Here is a 14791-nt window from a genome sequence, read left to right on the forward strand (position 1 = left end):
GCCGGGCTCGCGGGGTCTGGCACCGCGCCTCGCCGCGTTGTCGTCGGTTGCCATGGCTCCGCCATGGCGCCCTCCTCCGCCTTGCGATGCACGGCACCAGACCCCGCTCCCTGATCCGGCCTGATCCAAACGAAAGACCCTATCCCGCCGTCAGCTCGGTCAGTTCCGCCAGCGGCAGGGTGTGCTGGGTGTGGAGTACCTTCGCGCGCAGGTAGCGGACGTTGTGGGCGGTGGTGAAGACACCGGTCGGCACCCGGTCCCGTACCGCGATCCCCAGCGAGCGCAGCTGTTCGGCCTTGTCGGGGTTGTTGGAGAGCAGGTCGAGCTCGGTGATGCCGAGGGCACCGAGCATCTGGGCGGCCGCCGTGTAGTCGCGGGCGTCCTCCGGCAGGCCGAGGGCGGCGTTCGCCGCGTAGGTGTCGAGACCCTGGTCCTGGAGGGCGTACGCGTCGAGCTTGTTGTACAGGCCGATGCCCCGGCCCTCCTGGCGGAGGTAGAGCAGGACGCCGCCCCGGCCGGCGATGCGCTCGACCGCCTCGCGCAGCTGCGGTCCGCAGTCGCAGCGGGCCGAGCCGAAGACGTCCCCGGTCAGGCACTCCGAGTGCAGGCGCACCAGCGGGACCGGGCCGGGCTCGCCGAGGACGACGGCGAGGTGTTCCCGGCCGTCGGTGAGGCCGTGGAAGGTGACGAGTTCGGCGTCGGTGCCGTAGCCGTCGGCGAAACGCAGCGGTACCCGGACGCGGGCGCGCGGGGTGGCGGCGGGGATGTCGGGCATGCGGGTCCTCCGGGACGGTTGCTTCAGATTTGAAGCAGCGGTTCGCATGGACCCTACTCCTGCTTAAAAGTTAAAGCAATTGGGGACTTGGCGGCCCGGCCCGCTCGGCGCCAGGCCCGAGGTGCCGCCCGGCAGGACGCCCGAGGCTCCCGCTCAGGAGGACGCCGGCGGTGACGAGCACGACGAACGGCGCCGCCAGGGAACGTCCTCGGCACCGGACCGGTCGTCCTCGCCCTGGAGCCCGCGCGCGATCCCCGTGCAGATCTCCTCCAGCTGCCCCACCTGCTCCGGGGTGAGCCGGTCGAACAGGGTGCTGCGGACCGTCTCGACGTGCCCGGGTGCCGTACGCTCCAGGACGGCGACCCCCTCGTCCGTGAGCACGGCGAGCGAGCTGCGCCTGTCCCAGCGGCAGGTCTCCCGGCGCACCAGTCCGTCCCGTTCCAGCCGGGTCACCACGTACGTGAGCCGGCTGCGGGTGATCTTCAGCGTCTCGGCGAGATCGGTCATGCGCAGCCGCCGGTCGGGGGCGTCGGAGAGGTTGGCCAGCACCGAGTAGAACAGGTGCGGCATGCCGCCCTCCTGCTGGAGCTGCCGGTCGATGGCGTCCTCCAGGAGGCGGGAGGCGGCCATGTAGGCGCGCCAGGCGCGCTGCTCCTCGGGTGTGAGCCAGCGGGTCGTCATGCCTCCAGTGTAAGTTTGTTTAAAACTTGAACAAGCTCGTCCGCCGGGCGGGCGAGGTCCGCCTCAGGAAGAGAGGGCGCCGATGCCCCTGCCGTACGTGCTGCTGTCCGCCGCCGTCTCCCTCGACGGCTATCTGGACGACACCGGTCCCGACCGCCTGCTGCTGTCCGGCCCGGCCGACTTCGACCGGGTCGACGCGGTACGGGCCTCGGCCGACGCGATCCTCGTCGGCGCCGGGACGATCCGTGCCGACAACCCCCGCCTGCTGGTCAACTCCGCCGAACGGCGCGCGGACCGGGTGGCACGGGGCGAGCCGGAGTACCCGCTGAAGGTCACGGTCACGGCCACCGGCGACCTCGATCCGGACGCGAAGTTCTGGCACACCGGCGGCGACAAGATCGTCTACACCACCGACCAGGGCGCCGAGCGGGCCGCCCGCCGCCTCGGGCGCAGCGCCGACGTCGTCCCGCTCGGTCCCGACCTGGACTGGCGGGCCCTGCTGGAGCACCTGCACGACGTGCGCGGTGTCGGCCGCCTGATGGTGGAGGGCGGCGGCACGGTCCACACCCAGCTGCTGCACCAGGGCCTCGCCGACGAGCTCCAGCTGGTCCTCGCCCCGCTGTTCGTCGGCGATCCCGCGGCGCCCCGCCTGTTCGGGCCGGGGGCCTACCAGCCCGGACGGCTGCGCCTGCTCGACACCCGCCGGATCGAGGACGTCGTGCTGATGCGGTACGTGCCGACGGCCCCCGGCACCGGGGCGGTCGCCACCGCCGCCGACCGCCACTGGCTGCGGACCGCCTGTGAACTGGCGGCGCTGTGTCCGCCGTCGGAGACGGCGTTCAGCGTCGGTGCGGTGGTCGTGGCCGCCGACGGCACGGAACTGGCCCGGGGTCATTCGCGGGAGGGCGCCGATCCCGTCGTCCACGCGGAGGAGGCGGCGCTCGCGAAGATCGGCGCGGACGACGCGCGGCTGGCCGGTGCCACCGTGTACAGCAGCCTGGAGCCCTGCGCCCGGCGTGCGTCCCGTCCGGCACCGTGTGCCGAGCTGATCCTCGGGGCGGGGGTGCGCAGGGTGGTCACCGCCTGGCGCGAGCCGGACACGTTCGTGGCGGGGGCCGACGGGACCGGGGTCCTGGCCGCGGGGGGCGCGCGGGTCGTCGTGCTGCCCGAGCTGGAGGAGCAGGCCAAGGCACCCAACGCCCACCTGCTGTGAGCGCCCGCCCGCCCGCCGGGCCCCCCGGCGGGCGGGCGCGTCACGACCGGTCACGCGGTTCCCCGCGCCCCTCGCGGGGCACCGGGGCGGCCCGGGAACGACTCAGGGCCCGGAATCCTGGGGATTCCGGGCCCTGAGCCTTCAGTAGCGGGGACAGGATTTGAACCTGCGACCTCTGGGTTATGAGCCCAGCGAGCTACCGAGCTGCTCCACCCCGCGTCGTTGTGACTCCAGTGTACGCCATGCGCGGGACCGCTCGCACACCCCTTTCGGCCCACACCGGTCGCCGCCCGTCCCGGGGCCCGGAAAGCTGGAGGCACGTCGGACAAGCGGGAGACACGCGGTGCGCCCTGGAAAGGTGGAGGAGACCCCGTACGCCAGGGCGGGCGGCCGGCTCCCCGGCGACCCCGTGCCCGACCCGGGGCTCGGTGACGAACCCGTGCCGGTGCGCGCCCGCCGCCGCCCGGGCCCCCGTGCCCTGGCCGGGGCCCTGCCCGCCCTGCTCGTCGCCTGCGGTGCCCTGTACGGCCTGCTCGCCCCGGACGACTTCACCGCCGTCCCGTTCTTCACCGCGGCCCCGCTGGTCGCCGCGCCCCTGTCCTCGCTGCGCACCACGGTCCTGACCGGCCTCGTCTCCCTCGCCGCCGCCTACTGCGTGCACACCGACGCCGGGGCCCATCCCACCGTGGGCACCCTCACCGACGTGGTCACCGTCGCCACGGTCGCCCTGCTGGCCGTCGCCATCAACCGCGTGGTCCGCCGGGGCGACCGGCGGCTCGCCTCCGCCCGCGAGATCGCCGAGGCCGCCCAGCGGGCCGTCCTGCCGGAACCGGACGAGCGGATCGGCGGCTACGAGATCGCCGCCTGCTACGAGGCGGCACGGCAGGACGCGTTCATCGGCGGCGACCTGTACGCGGTGCAGGACAGCCCGTACGGCCTCCGGCTGGTCGTCGGGGACGTGCGCGGCAAGGGCATGGGCGCGGTCGCCGCGGTGGCCGTGGTGATCGGCGCGTTCCGGGAGGCGGCCGAGCAGGAGGCCACGCTGGAGGCGGTCGCCGAACGGCTGGAGCGGGCGCTGGCCCGCGAGGGCACCCGGCGCGACGGGATCGACGCCTTCGAGGGGTTCACCACCGCGGTCCTCGCCGAACTCCCGCACGGCGACGGCGCCGTACGGATCGTCAACCGCGGCCATCCGCCGCCGCTGCTGCTGCGCGCCGACGGCACCCTGCGCACCCTGGCCCCCGCCGAGCCCGCGCTGCCGCTCGGCATGGGCGACCTCGGCATCTGGCCGGACCGGGCCACCGAGACCGCCTTCCCGAGCGGCGCGACCCTGCTGTTCCACACCGACGGCCTGTCCGAGGCCCGGGACGCCCACGGCCGGTTCTACGACCCCGAACGACGGCTCGCCGGGCGCACCTTCGACGGCCCGGCGGCACTGGTCGGCCGGCTCGCCGAGGAGGCGCGCCGGCACTCCGGGGGCGGCATGGCCGACGACATGGCGCTGCTCGCCGTGCGGCGGCCCTGAACGTCACCGAAGGTGACCGGACGACCGCCGTGCGCATAACGTCTGAGTCACCATCAAAACCGAAAGTGACTGCTGAACGGGACGGATGCTCGGCCAACTCGCCCGGTTTGGCGCGGTAGTGGCCGAAAGCTCCGCCGTCAAAGACGCGAATGATCAAGCCGAACGGCTTGGAAAGTGACTGTCGGGTCTATTAACGTTCGATAACGCAGCGCGGTCGTCACAGCCGTCACAAGAGGCGGCTCCGTGCGCACGCGCCTAATCCCGCAAGGGAGCCGGGGAACCACCACCTTGGGGTGAATCACGCGAACGCCGTCGTGAACTCGCGAAGTCCACGACCGGTATACGCGCGTAGGAGACCTTCCTGCTCCGAACCCGTCAGCTAACCCGGTAGGCGAAAGGAAGGAAAGGAGTACGCCCGCGTGGCGTCCAACCGGCCTGCCCCAGAAGCCCCGTTCATGCCGGCACAGCGCGAGCCCGAGACCTTCGGGTACGGCGCCTACCGCGCCGAGGAGGGCCCCTGGGAGGAGTGGAACCCCACCGAGGAGTCCGTCGCCCCGGTGCGCGGCCGGCACCGCGTCGCCAAGCAGCGCGGCGGCTTCGCGCGCAGCTCCACCGTCCTGGGCGTCGGCGTCATGGCCGCGGTCGGCGCGGGCGGCATGGCCAGCGCCAACACCGGCAAGCCGCCGGTCTCCATCTCCCTGCCGGACCTGCCCTCGGTCGGCTCCCTCTTCCACGACGACTCCGCCGACGCCCACCCGGCCGAGGCCGCCACGGCCACGCTCAGCACCGTCGGCGTGACCACGGCCGCCGGCGAGGACAGTGCCGACGCGGGCGAGGCGCTGCGCAACCGGATCATGGCCCAGGCCGAGCAGCAGCAGGGCCAGGCCGAGAGCAGGGCCACCGCCGCCGCGGTCGCCGTCGCCGAGAAGCAGAGCGCCGACGCCGCCGCCCAGGCCGAGAAGGAGGCCGCCGCGCAGGCCGCCGCGGCCAAGGAGAAGGCCGAGGCCGCCGCCGCGAAGAAGGCGGAGCAGGAGCGGCTGGCGAAGCTGGCCGAGCAGTACACGCTGCCCACCTCCTCGTACACGATCACCTCGACCTTCGGCCAGGCCGGCGGGATGTGGTCCTCCGGCTACCACACCGGTCTCGACTTCGCCGCTCCCACCGGCACCCTGATCAAGGCCGTGCACAGCGGCACGATCACCGAGGCGGGCTGGGCCGGCTCCTACGGCTACCGCACGATCCTCACCCTGGACGACGGCACCGAGCTGTGGTTCTGCCACCAGTCCTCGATCAGCGTCTCCGTCGGCCAGAAGGTCACCACCGGCGAGGTCATCGGCCGTGTCGGCGCCACCGGCAACGTCACCGGGCCGCACGTCCACATCGAGGTCCACCCCGACGGCCAGGCCACCGGCATCGACCCCATGGCGTGGCTGCGCGGCAAGGGCCTCAACCCCTGACGGTCCCGTCCCACGGGATTCTTTGCGAGGTCTTGGCGGGGGCTCCGCCCCGGCGGTGGGATGCGATCACCCACCGCCGGTGTTGCCATGACGTATGACATCACTTCGTAAGCTCGGCTCCTCCGGTCTCGAGGTCTTCCCGCTCTGCCTCGGCGGCAACGTCTTCGGCTGGACCGCCGACGAACGGACCTCCTTCGCCGTCCTCGACGCCTACACCGCGGCGGGCGGCAACTTCGTCGACACCGCCGACTCCTACTCCGCCTGGGTCGAGGGCAACCAGGGCGGCGAGTCGGAGACGATCATCGGCAAGTGGGTCAAGGCCCGCGGCAACCGCTCCGAGGTCGTCATCGCCACCAAGGTCAGCCAGCACCCGGAGTACCAGGGCCTGTCCGCGGCCAACATCAAGGCCGCGGCCGACGCCTCCCTGCGCCGCCTGGGCACCGACCACATCGACCTCTACTACACCCACTTCGACAAGCCCGAGGTGCCGGTCGAGGAGATCATCGGCGCGCTGGACGAGCTGGTGAGGGCCGGGAAGGTCCGGCACATCGCCGCCTCCAACATCAGCCCCGAGCGGCTGCGGGCCTCCCTGGACTTCTCCGACCGCGAGGGCCTCGCCCGCTACGTCGCCGTCCAGCCGCACTACAACCTGGTCTCGCGGGACACCTACGAGGGCCCGTTGCAGGACCTCGTCGCCCGTGAGGGCCTGTCCGCCGTCCCGTACTTCTCCCTCGCCTCGGGCTTCCTGACCGGCAAGTACCGGCCCGGTACGACCGTCGACAGCGCCCGCGCCGAAGGAGCCCGGAAGCACGCGGAGTCCGAGCGCGGCCGGAAGGTCCTCGCGGCCCTGGACGAGATCGCGGCGGCCCACGGGGCCCCGGTCGCCACGGTGGCCCTGGCCTGGCTCGCCGCCCAGCCCACGGTCACGGCCCCGATCGCCTCGGCGAGGACGGTGGAACAGCTCCCGGCGCTGCTGGGGGTCGCGGAGCTGAAGCTGACGGAGGCCGAGGTGACCCGGCTGACGGAGGCGTCCGCCTAGGGTCTTTCGTTCGGATCGTCCGGCGTCGCGCGGTCCTGCGGTGCCGACGAAGCCCCGTCGGCCCCCGTGACTACGTCCGGTACGGGTTGTACGCGGGATACGGAACCGCCGGATGCCCGTACGGCGTCGGCCCCCAGAACACCGGCGCGGGAACCGACGCCCTGCTCGCGTACTCCAGCGCGGGCCGGGCCACGTCCCTGCGCTTCCACAGCTCGTCCAGCAGCTCACGCTCCCGGACGACGAAGTCGGGGCCGGCCTTGCCCCGGCGCCCCCGGTGCCGCAGGAACGCCAGCGAGGTCGCGTACGCCTCGTACCGGGCCACCTCCCGCGCCGCCTGGCGCCCGTGGTGGTGCCGGGCGTAGTCCCGGGCCATCCGGCGCGCCCGCATCGACCCGAGCGCGAACGGCTCGGCCGGGCCCAGCCACCCGGCCAGCACATACGGGGGCAGCTCCGCCCGCACGGTCCGCAGCTCCCGCTGCCGGGTCCAGACCGCGAGCCAGGTCACCACCGCGAACACGGGCACCATGAAGGCGCCGTAGACGGCGAAGAAGCCGTACTCGCCGAAGGTGGAGGAGCCGTTCCAGAAGGCGTGCATGCCCATCGCGAGCAGCAGCCCGCAGAGCGGCAGCAGCACCCGCCGCGCGTGCTGCCGCTCGGCGGACAGCGCGGCGACGCCGAAGCCGATGCCGGTGAGGACGGTGAACAGGGGGTGCGCGAACGGGGACATCACGATGCGCACGAAGAAGGTGGCGGCGGTGACGGAGGCGATGCCGCTGTCGCCGGTGAGCTGGTCGGTCCCGAAGGCCGTACCGAGGTAGAGGATGTTCTCGGTGAACGCGAACCCGGTGGCGGTGACGCCCGCTATCACCACCCCGTCCACGATCCCGGTGAAGTCACGCCGGCGGAAGAGGAACACCAGCAGGACGGCGGCGGCCTTCGCGGACTCCTCCACGATCGGCGCTATCACGGTGGCGCCCAGCGTGTCGGCACTGGCCGGGTCCGCGGTCGAGGTGGCGATCCACTTGGTCGCGAAGCTGTTGGCCACGATGGCTATCAGCGCCGCCGCACAGGCCCCCCAGGCGAAGGAGAAGACCAGATTCCGCCAGGGGCCCGGCTCCACCCGGTCCAGCCACCGGAAGGCGGCCATCAGCCAGGGCACGGGCAGTACGGCCAGTCCGAGGCCGACGAGGAAGCCCTCCGTGCCCGTCTGCCGCCGTACGAGGGCGAGGATGACCAGGCCGGACAGGGCCAGCAGGGAACTCAGCGCCCCGTACCGCACCCACCTGCGCTGCCACCAGTGCGGGTGGCGCAGCACACCGTCGCCGGGGCTCGGGGGGTACGGCGGAAACGGAGGACTGGTGGCCACGGCATCGACCCTAACGGTGGCGGGACGAGGGGCTGGAGCGGATTATCGGTCCAGCTCAGCGGTGCTGTGCGGTACGCGCCGGAACAGCAGGTCGTTCACCACATGTCCCTTGTCCAGTCCCTGTCCCTCGAAACGGGTCAGTGGCCGGAACTCCGGGCGCGGCGCGAAACCGCCGTCCGGCTGGGTGTTCTCGAAGCCGGGGTGGGCGGTGAGCACGTCCAGCATCTGCTCGGCGTACGGCTCCCAGTCGGTCGCGCAGTGCAGGAGCGCGCCCGGCCTCATCCGGGACGCGGCGAGCGTGAGGAACTCGGGCTGGATGAGCCGCCGCTTGTGGTGCCGCTTCTTGGGCCAGGGGTCGGGGAAGTAGACGCGCAGCCCGTCCAGCGAGTCGGGGCGGAGCATCTCCCGGAGCAGGATGATCGCGTCGCCGTTGCCCACCCGGACGTTGGACAGGCCGTTGCGGTCGGCGAGACCCAGCAGGTTGCCCTGGCCGGGGGTGTGCACGTCGACGGCCAGGATGTTGGTGTCCGGGTCGCCCGCGGCCATCCGCGCGGTGGCCTCGCCCATCCCGAACCCGATCTCCAGGACCACGGGCCGGTCGTTGCCGAACAGCTCGGCGAGGTCGATCACCCGCTGCCCGTCGATGTCCAGCCCCCACTTGGGCCACAGCCGCTGCAAGGCATCGGCCTGCCCGGTCGTCACCCGGCTCCGCCGCGGCTGAAAGCTCCGGATCCGCCGCTCGAAGTGCGACCCGGCCGGATCGGCCTTGGGCCCGTCGGGGAAGCGCGGCTCGCCCTTGGCCCGGGTGTGCGGGACGGGGACACCGGGGCTGTGGGGGGCCGGGGGCGGGGCGGGGGCGTTCAGGGAGTCAGACACAGTACGACCGATTTTACGGGTGCCGACGGGCCGCTAGAGCGAGCCGAGCATCGCCAGCGCCCGGCGCCCGATCTCCCGCCCGATGGGCAGCGAGGCCGTGGCCGCGGGCGAGGGCGCGTTCAGCACGTGCACCGCCCGCGCGCCCTCCCGGATCAGGAAGTCGTCCACCAGCGTCCCGTCCCGCAGCACCGCCTGCGCCCGCACCCCGGCCGGGGCCCGCACCAGATCCGCGGCCTCGACCGCGGGCAGCAGTCTTCGCACGGCCTCCAGGAACGCCCCCTTGGACACCGACCGGCGCAGCTCACCGGCGCCGTACCGCCAGTGCCGCCGGGCGATGGCCCAGGACCCCGGCCACACGACCGTCCCGGCCAGCTCCCGGGGCCGTACGACCCCCCAGTCGTACCCCTCCCGGGCGAGCGCCGGCACCGCGTTGGGCCCGATGTGCACGCCGCCGTCGATCCCGCGCGTCAGATGCACCCCGAGGAACGGGAACGCCGGGTCCGGCACCGGGTACACCAGCCCCCGCACCAGTTCCGCCCGCGCCAGCTCGTAGTACTCCCCGCGGAACGGCACGATCCGCACCCCGGGGTCGTCGCCGGTCAGCCGGGCCACCTCGTCGCAGTGCAGCCCGGCGCAGTTCACGAGCACGCGTGCGCGTACGACGTCCCCGGTGGCGGTGAGCACGGCCACGCCCCGCTCCGGCCGCCGGTCCACGCGCACCACCCGGGCGCCGTACCGGATCTCGGCGCCGGAGGCCCGCGCCAGCTCGCCCGCGACGCCCACGTAGTCGCACACCCCGGTCGTACCGACGTGTATGGCGGCCAGGCCGCGCACCTGGGGTTCGTACTCGGTGATCTGCGCGGGTCCCAGCTCCCGCACCGGGATGCCGTTCTCCCGGCCGCGCTGCACCAGCGCGTGCAGCCGCGGCAGCTCGTCGCGCTCGGTGGCGACGATCAGCTTGCCGGTGACGGCGTGCGCGATGCCGTACTCGGCGCAGAACTTCACCATCTCGGCGGCGCCCCGCACCGCGTACCGCGCCTTGAGCGAGTCCGGGCGGTAGTAGATACCGCTGTGGATCACCCCGCTGTTGCGCCCCGTCTGGTGCCGGGCCGGCCCCGGCTCCTTCTCCAGCACGACCACGCGCGTACCGGGCGCGGCCCTGGTAATCGCGTACGCGGTCGACAGCCCGACGATCCCCCCACCGATGACGAGCACATCACAGTCGTACGCCCCGGCCCGCACCTGCACCACCTCCGCCTCCGATAGTGCATTGCGCCACTGACAACGGCTTCAAACGCCGGGTCGTACGACGAAGGGGCGCGGCCCTACGCCGGAGCCATCAGCAGGGGGCGGGCCCGCTCCCGCAGCTCCACCACCCGCGGCTCGTCCCCGTACGGCTCCAGGCGGTGCAGGAGGTCCTTCACGTACTCCGTCGTGCGTGCCGACGAGATCCGCCCGGCCACCTCCACGGCCCGCACCCCCTGCTCGCACGCCGCGTCGAGGTTGCCGGACTCCAGCTCGGCGACCGCCGAGACGACCAGCCGCAGCCCGTGCGACCGTACGAACTCCTCCGTCGGCTTCGACAGCGCCTGCTCGGTGAACCTGCGCACCTGACGCGGTGCCTTCAGATCCCGGTAGCACTCGGCGGCGTCCGCGGCGAACCGGTCGTACCCGTAGAAACCGAGCCAGGAGGGGTCGTTGTCACCGGGACGGGATCGTTCCAGCCACCCCTCCGCCGCCTTCAGCGCCGCGCCGGCCGCTTGCGCGTCTCCCGCGCGCGCGTGCGCCCGGGCCTCGACCAGCCGGAAGAAACTCATCGTCCGCGCGGTCGCCAGCCCCCGGTTCCGCTCCAGGGCGGCCTGCGCCAGGTCGACCCCCTCGTCGCCGAAGCCCCGGTAGGTCGCCTGCAACGACATGGAGGCGAGGACGTACCCCCCCAGCGGGACGTCCGCCGCCGCGCGCGCGAGCCGCAGCGCCTGGATGTAGTACCGCTGCGCGGCCTCCTGCTGCCCGGTGTCGAAGGCCATCCACCCGGCGAGCCGGGTCAGTTCGGCCGAGGCGCCGAACAGGGCGCGGCCGACCTCGTCGGAGTAGGAGCCGAGCAGCAGCGGGGCCGCCTCCACCCGCAGGCACTCCGGCACCATCGACGAACGCCAGTCCCCGCCCCCGTACTTGGAGTCCCACCGCCTGGCGTCCTCGGCGGCCTCCCGCAGTTTCTGCACATCGCTGTGGCCGACTTTGATCGGTGCGCCGGATCCCTCGGCGGAGCCCGCCTCCCGCGCGACCGAGCTGTCGGCGGGGGTTATCAGCCAGCGTGAGGCGGGCGTCGCGTACGCGCTGACCGCGAACGACCCGGCGAGCGACTGCCAGATGCCGCCGGTGCCGGCGCGGCGGCCGGCGAGGTCGAGGCGGTACAGCTCCGTCGCGGACCTCACCGCCTGGCCGACGTCCCTCGGGAAGGCGAGGCCCACTTCGGGCGCGGGATCGGCGTCCGCCAGGCCGATCTCGTGCAGCGGCACCGGCCGGCCGAGCTTCTGGCCGATGGCGGCGGCGATGAGGTGCGGCGCCGCACCCTGCGGCACCATGCCCTTCGACACCCAGCGCGCCACGGACGTCTTGTCGTAGCGAAGCGTCAACCCGCGCTGCGCGCCGAGGTCGTTGACACGGCGGGCGAGTCCCGCGTTGCTGATTCCCGCGAGGGCGAGAACGGCGCCGAGTTTTTCGTTCGGCCCGCGTTGCTCCCTGGACATGCGCCACCCCTCGACACAGACGGCTGCCGCGCTGGCATAACCACGCGGCATTCGTAAACCCAGCGTAGTTCGCCGCATCCCAAGCGTTAAGGGGCATTGTTCCGGTTGGCGGGATTGTGGTCCGTACGAAGCCCCGGACCCTGTACGCACCGTGCACGGCCTGTCGCCGCGTGCCCCCGCACGTGTGGCCGTGCGCCCGTCCGTGCGCTCTACTCCGGCCACCCGGGGGGCGGTTCCATGGGTCTTGCGTGGGTCGGCCCGCTGTACTGGATCCAGCGGGCTGGGGGACACCGCCGCCTTCATCCCCGCGGGTGGCGGACCGGTCCGGGAGGCGATGCCCGCCTCCCGGACCGTGCGCGCGTGTGGACCGCCGCGCGCTCCGCAGGCCCCTACGGAGCGTGCTCATCTCCGGTGCCCCTCCATTTAATTGGCCGAAAACCGCCCCTCGTCGCGTGCGCTCAATTGCCGCTCCTACCATGCAACTTGACGGCGCGAAGGGCGGTTTGGGGGAGCGCGTAGGGGGCGCATTCGCGCCGGGCCCGTGCGCTGCCGTCCGGACCCCACCCCCTGCGGGAACGCCGGCCGGCCGCCGACTCCCCAGGCCCGCTCCGCGTGTCCCCCTTGGTTTTCCCCCGATCGAAGGCGGTGCCGCCGTCCCTCTCCCGTGCGCCCTTCATGGCAGCATGGGGTCCGGTTCGTACGGTGCACTGTTCGTCCACAGCCTGTGGAGGCGTCGATGCGGTGGTTGGTGGGTTGGAGCAGCACCGCCGCGGGCGCCGCCGGGATCGGCTCCGCCGGTGCCGTCGGACACGACGGCGAGACCCTCCAGCCGGTCGGCTCCCAACTCCTGTGGGGCGACCCGGATCCGCTGTGGGCCGTCGGCGACTGGCGCCCGGACGAGGTGCGCGTGGTCCACGCCGACGCACAGCACCGGATCGCCGTCCTCGGCATCTGCGGCGCCACCGACGAGGAACTGCGGCGCGGCCTGTTCACCGCGCGTGGGGGCGCCGTGCGCCACCTGACCACCTGGCCCGGCAGCTACACGGCCGTCGTCCAGGCCGGCCGCCGCATCACCGTCTGCGGCGATCTCGCGGGCGCCCGGCCGGTGTTCTACACCCCCTGGGCCGGCGGCACCGCCTACGCCACCGCCGCGCTGCCCCTCGCCGACCTCGTCGAGGCCAACCTCGACTTCACCCACCTCGCCGCCCTGCTCGCCGCCCCGGACGTCCCGGCCGCGCTGCGCGACAGCACCCCCTACGAGGGCGTACGGCGCATTCCGCCGGGGCACGCCTTGGTGCTGCGCGCCGGGGCGCGGGAGGTCGCCGGGTACGAGCCGGTCGCCTCCCTCGCCGTCGCCGCGCCCCCGGCCGACCCCGGCCGCGCCGTGGACGCCGTCCGGGACGCGCTCGTGGAGGCCGTCCGCACCCGGCTGTCGGCACCCCGGCACGTGCCCGACCTGGACCCCGGGCCGGTCCCCGGCATGGGACCGGCCGAGCGGCGGGCGGCGCGCGGCATGCCGGTCCCCGGCATCGGCGCCGACCTGTCCGGCGGCCCCGCCTCCGGCACGCTCGCGCTGCTGGCCGCCGGGCTGCCCGGCAGACCGGGCACGCTCCTCGGCCACGGCACGGGCGCGGGCGAACGGCTCCTCGCCGTCACGTTCAACGACCTGGCCGTGACCGGCCGCGAGGCCGAACTCGAACGCGCCGGTGCCCTGGCCGCCAACCCCCGGCTGCACCACGTCGTGGTCACCGGCGACGAGGAGACCCTGCCGTACGCCGACCTCGAGGGTCCGCTGACCGACGAACCCGGTCCCTCCCTGGTCCAGGCCGCCCGGCACCGCGCGCGGCTCGCCGCCGGCAGCGCCGACCACTTCACCGGCCACGGCGCCCGCCAGGTCCTGGACGCCCACCCCGCACGCCTCGCCGACCTGCTCGTGGACCGCAAACGGCGCCACCTGGTCCGGCCGGTCGCCGCGCTCGCCCGCGCGGACGGCTCCGTGATGGTCCCCGCGCGCGTGTACGGCGCGGCCCGGCGGCTCGCCCGCACCCCCTACCGTGCGGGCCTGGAGGTGCTGGCCGAACGGCTGATGCGGCGTCGCTTCGACGAGCCAAAAGGGGCGGTCGGCGCGTCGCTCGCCGCGCTGTCCTGGGCGAGACCCGGCCCGGCCGCCCGGTGGCTGACGGGGGAGGCGCTGGCTGAAGTATCGGTTCTGCTCCAGGCGGAGGCGGATCGCTCCGCGACCGGCGCGCAGCGCCCCGGCGACTACCGCGCGCGTGCGGTACTCGCCCGGCACGCCGCCGACCTGCGGGTCCTGGAACAGGCCGCGGAGATCCGCTCCCAGCGGCTGCACGCGCCGTTCCTCGACAACCAGGTCGTGCGCGCCTGCCGCGACCTCCCCGAGGCCCTGCGCGTCCAGCCCGGAGCCCGCGCCGCCATCCTGCGTACCGTCCTGGAGGGCGCCGGCGTCACCGACCTCCCGCCCGGGTGGGGCGCGCCCTCCCACGCGTCCTCGGCGGCGGCCGCGCGCGCGGGACTGCGTGCGGCGGCCGACCCCCTCCTGGACCTCTTCGCCACCCCGCTGCTGGCCGACGCGGGGCTGGTGGAGGCGCGTGTCGTCCGCAAGGCGCTGCGCTCGGCCGCGGCGGGCGAGACCCTCCCCCTGGACGGGCTGGCCGACCTCGTCTCGCTCGAACTCTGGCTGCGCCGCCTCCTGGCCCGCCGCGGCACCTGCTGGACGGGCACCCCGACCCGCTCCCGCGCGGTCCCTTCGGGGATCCAGCCGAGACGGAGTGCGCTCACGCCGGGGGCGTGAGCGGTGGGGCGGCTCAGCCGTCGGGGGTGGCTGGTGGCTGAGCCGGCTGTGCGTGCGCGGACCGTGCCGGGCTGATCGCGCGGTTCCCCGCGCCTTCGCGTCTTCGCGTCCCCGCGTCTTCGCGTCTTCGCGCCTCGGCGGCCCCGCGTCTTCGCGCCTCGGCGTCCCCGCGCCTCGGCGTCTTCGCGTCCCCGCGTCTTCGCCCCTCGGCGTCCCCGTGTCCCCACGCCTCCGCGTCCCCGTGTCCCCACGCCTCCGCGTCCCCGCGCCTTCGCCCCCCTGCGGGACCCGTGCTGC

The 14791-nt window shown here is 73.9% G+C and carries 11 protein-coding genes, 1 tRNA gene and 1 riboswitch; of the genes, 5 read left to right on the plus strand and 7 right to left on the minus strand.

Annotation, left to right across the window (positions count from 1 at the left end; genetic code table 11):
• Nucleotides 1-139: 139 nt before the first annotated feature.
• Both LG395_RS06810 and LG395_RS06815 read right to left on the minus strand, forming a co-directional pair.
• Nucleotides 140-775 carry a GTP cyclohydrolase II gene (locus LG395_RS06810; protein ID WP_171154940.1) on the minus strand — a complete coding sequence of 212 codons (636 nt, stop codon included), beginning with the start codon at nucleotides 773-775 and terminating at the stop codon, nucleotides 140-142.
• A 153-nt stretch (nucleotides 776-928) separates the two neighbouring features.
• On the minus strand, nucleotides 929-1456 hold the full coding sequence (locus LG395_RS06815; protein ID WP_171154942.1) for a MarR family winged helix-turn-helix transcriptional regulator: 528 nt from the start codon (nucleotides 1454-1456) through the stop codon (nucleotides 929-931).
• 82 nt (nucleotides 1457-1538) lie between these two features.
• Here LG395_RS06815 and LG395_RS06820 point away from each other — a divergent pair, with 82 nt between their 5' ends.
• On the plus strand, nucleotides 1539-2669 hold the full coding sequence (locus LG395_RS06820) for a dihydrofolate reductase family protein (RefSeq protein WP_171154944.1): 1131 nt from the start codon (nucleotides 1539-1541) through the stop codon (nucleotides 2667-2669).
• 145 nt (nucleotides 2670-2814) lie between these two features.
• On the opposite strand, the gene LG395_RS06825 is transcribed toward LG395_RS06820, so the two are convergent.
• A tRNA-Met gene (locus LG395_RS06825) sits at nucleotides 2815-2888 on the minus strand.
• A gap of 124 nt (nucleotides 2889-3012) precedes the next feature.
• On the opposite strand from LG395_RS06825, the gene LG395_RS06830 reads away from it, so the two are divergent.
• From LG395_RS06830 to LG395_RS06840, 3 genes are all read left to right on the plus strand, one after another.
• A complete protein-coding gene (locus LG395_RS06830) occupies nucleotides 3013-4194 on the plus strand; it encodes a PP2C family protein-serine/threonine phosphatase (RefSeq protein ID WP_225808773.1) in 1182 nt (393 codons plus the stop codon).
• Between the two features lie 242 nt (nucleotides 4195-4436).
• Nucleotides 4437-4603, plus strand: a riboswitch (cyclic di-AMP (ydaO/yuaA leader).
• A gap of 10 nt (nucleotides 4604-4613) precedes the next feature.
• Nucleotides 4614-5651 carry a M23 family metallopeptidase gene (locus LG395_RS06835; RefSeq protein ID WP_171154948.1) on the plus strand — a complete coding sequence of 346 codons (1038 nt, stop codon included), beginning with the start codon at nucleotides 4614-4616 and terminating at the stop codon, nucleotides 5649-5651.
• Nucleotides 5652-5745: 94 nt separating this feature from the next.
• Nucleotides 5746-6690 (plus strand): aldo/keto reductase, encoded by a 945-nt coding sequence (locus LG395_RS06840; RefSeq protein WP_225808774.1) that lies wholly within the window; start codon nucleotides 5746-5748, stop codon nucleotides 6688-6690.
• A 70-nt stretch (nucleotides 6691-6760) separates the two neighbouring features.
• Here LG395_RS06840 and LG395_RS06845 read toward each other — a convergent pair whose 3' ends face one another.
• The 4 genes from LG395_RS06845 to LG395_RS06860 all read right to left on the minus strand — a co-directional run bounded on the left by LG395_RS06845 (nucleotide 6761) and on the right by LG395_RS06860 (nucleotide 11682).
• Entirely contained in the window at nucleotides 6761-8056 is a 1296-nt protein-coding gene (locus LG395_RS06845) for a PrsW family intramembrane metalloprotease (RefSeq protein ID WP_225808775.1), read from the minus strand.
• 42 nt (nucleotides 8057-8098) lie between these two features.
• Nucleotides 8099-8932, minus strand: coding sequence for a tRNA (guanosine(46)-N7)-methyltransferase TrmB (trmB, locus tag LG395_RS06850; RefSeq protein WP_171154953.1), 834 nt, complete (start codon nucleotides 8930-8932; stop codon nucleotides 8099-8101).
• A gap of 33 nt (nucleotides 8933-8965) precedes the next feature.
• Complete coding sequence (gene lhgD, locus LG395_RS06855; RefSeq protein WP_225808776.1) at nucleotides 8966-10183, minus strand: L-2-hydroxyglutarate dehydrogenase; 1218 nt, start codon at nucleotides 10181-10183, stop codon at nucleotides 8966-8968.
• A gap of 74 nt (nucleotides 10184-10257) precedes the next feature.
• The gene (locus LG395_RS06860) at nucleotides 10258-11682 is read right to left on the minus strand and encodes an NsdA family TPR-like regulatory protein (RefSeq protein WP_171154957.1); all 1425 of its coding nucleotides are present in this window, start codon (nucleotides 11680-11682) and stop codon (nucleotides 10258-10260) included.
• Nucleotides 11683-12418: 736 nt separating this feature from the next.
• Between LG395_RS06860 and LG395_RS06865 the strand changes: the two genes are divergently transcribed.
• Nucleotides 12419-14494 carry an asparagine synthase-related protein gene (locus LG395_RS06865; protein ID WP_225808777.1) on the plus strand — a complete coding sequence of 692 codons (2076 nt, stop codon included), beginning with the start codon at nucleotides 12419-12421 and terminating at the stop codon, nucleotides 14492-14494.
• Nucleotides 14495-14791: the final 297 nt, after the last annotated feature.

The sequence above is a fragment of the Streptomyces spinosus genome (assembly GCF_020400655.1).
Taxonomy (GTDB): Bacteria; Actinomycetota; Actinomycetes; order Streptomycetales; family Streptomycetaceae; genus Streptomyces; species Streptomyces argyrophylli.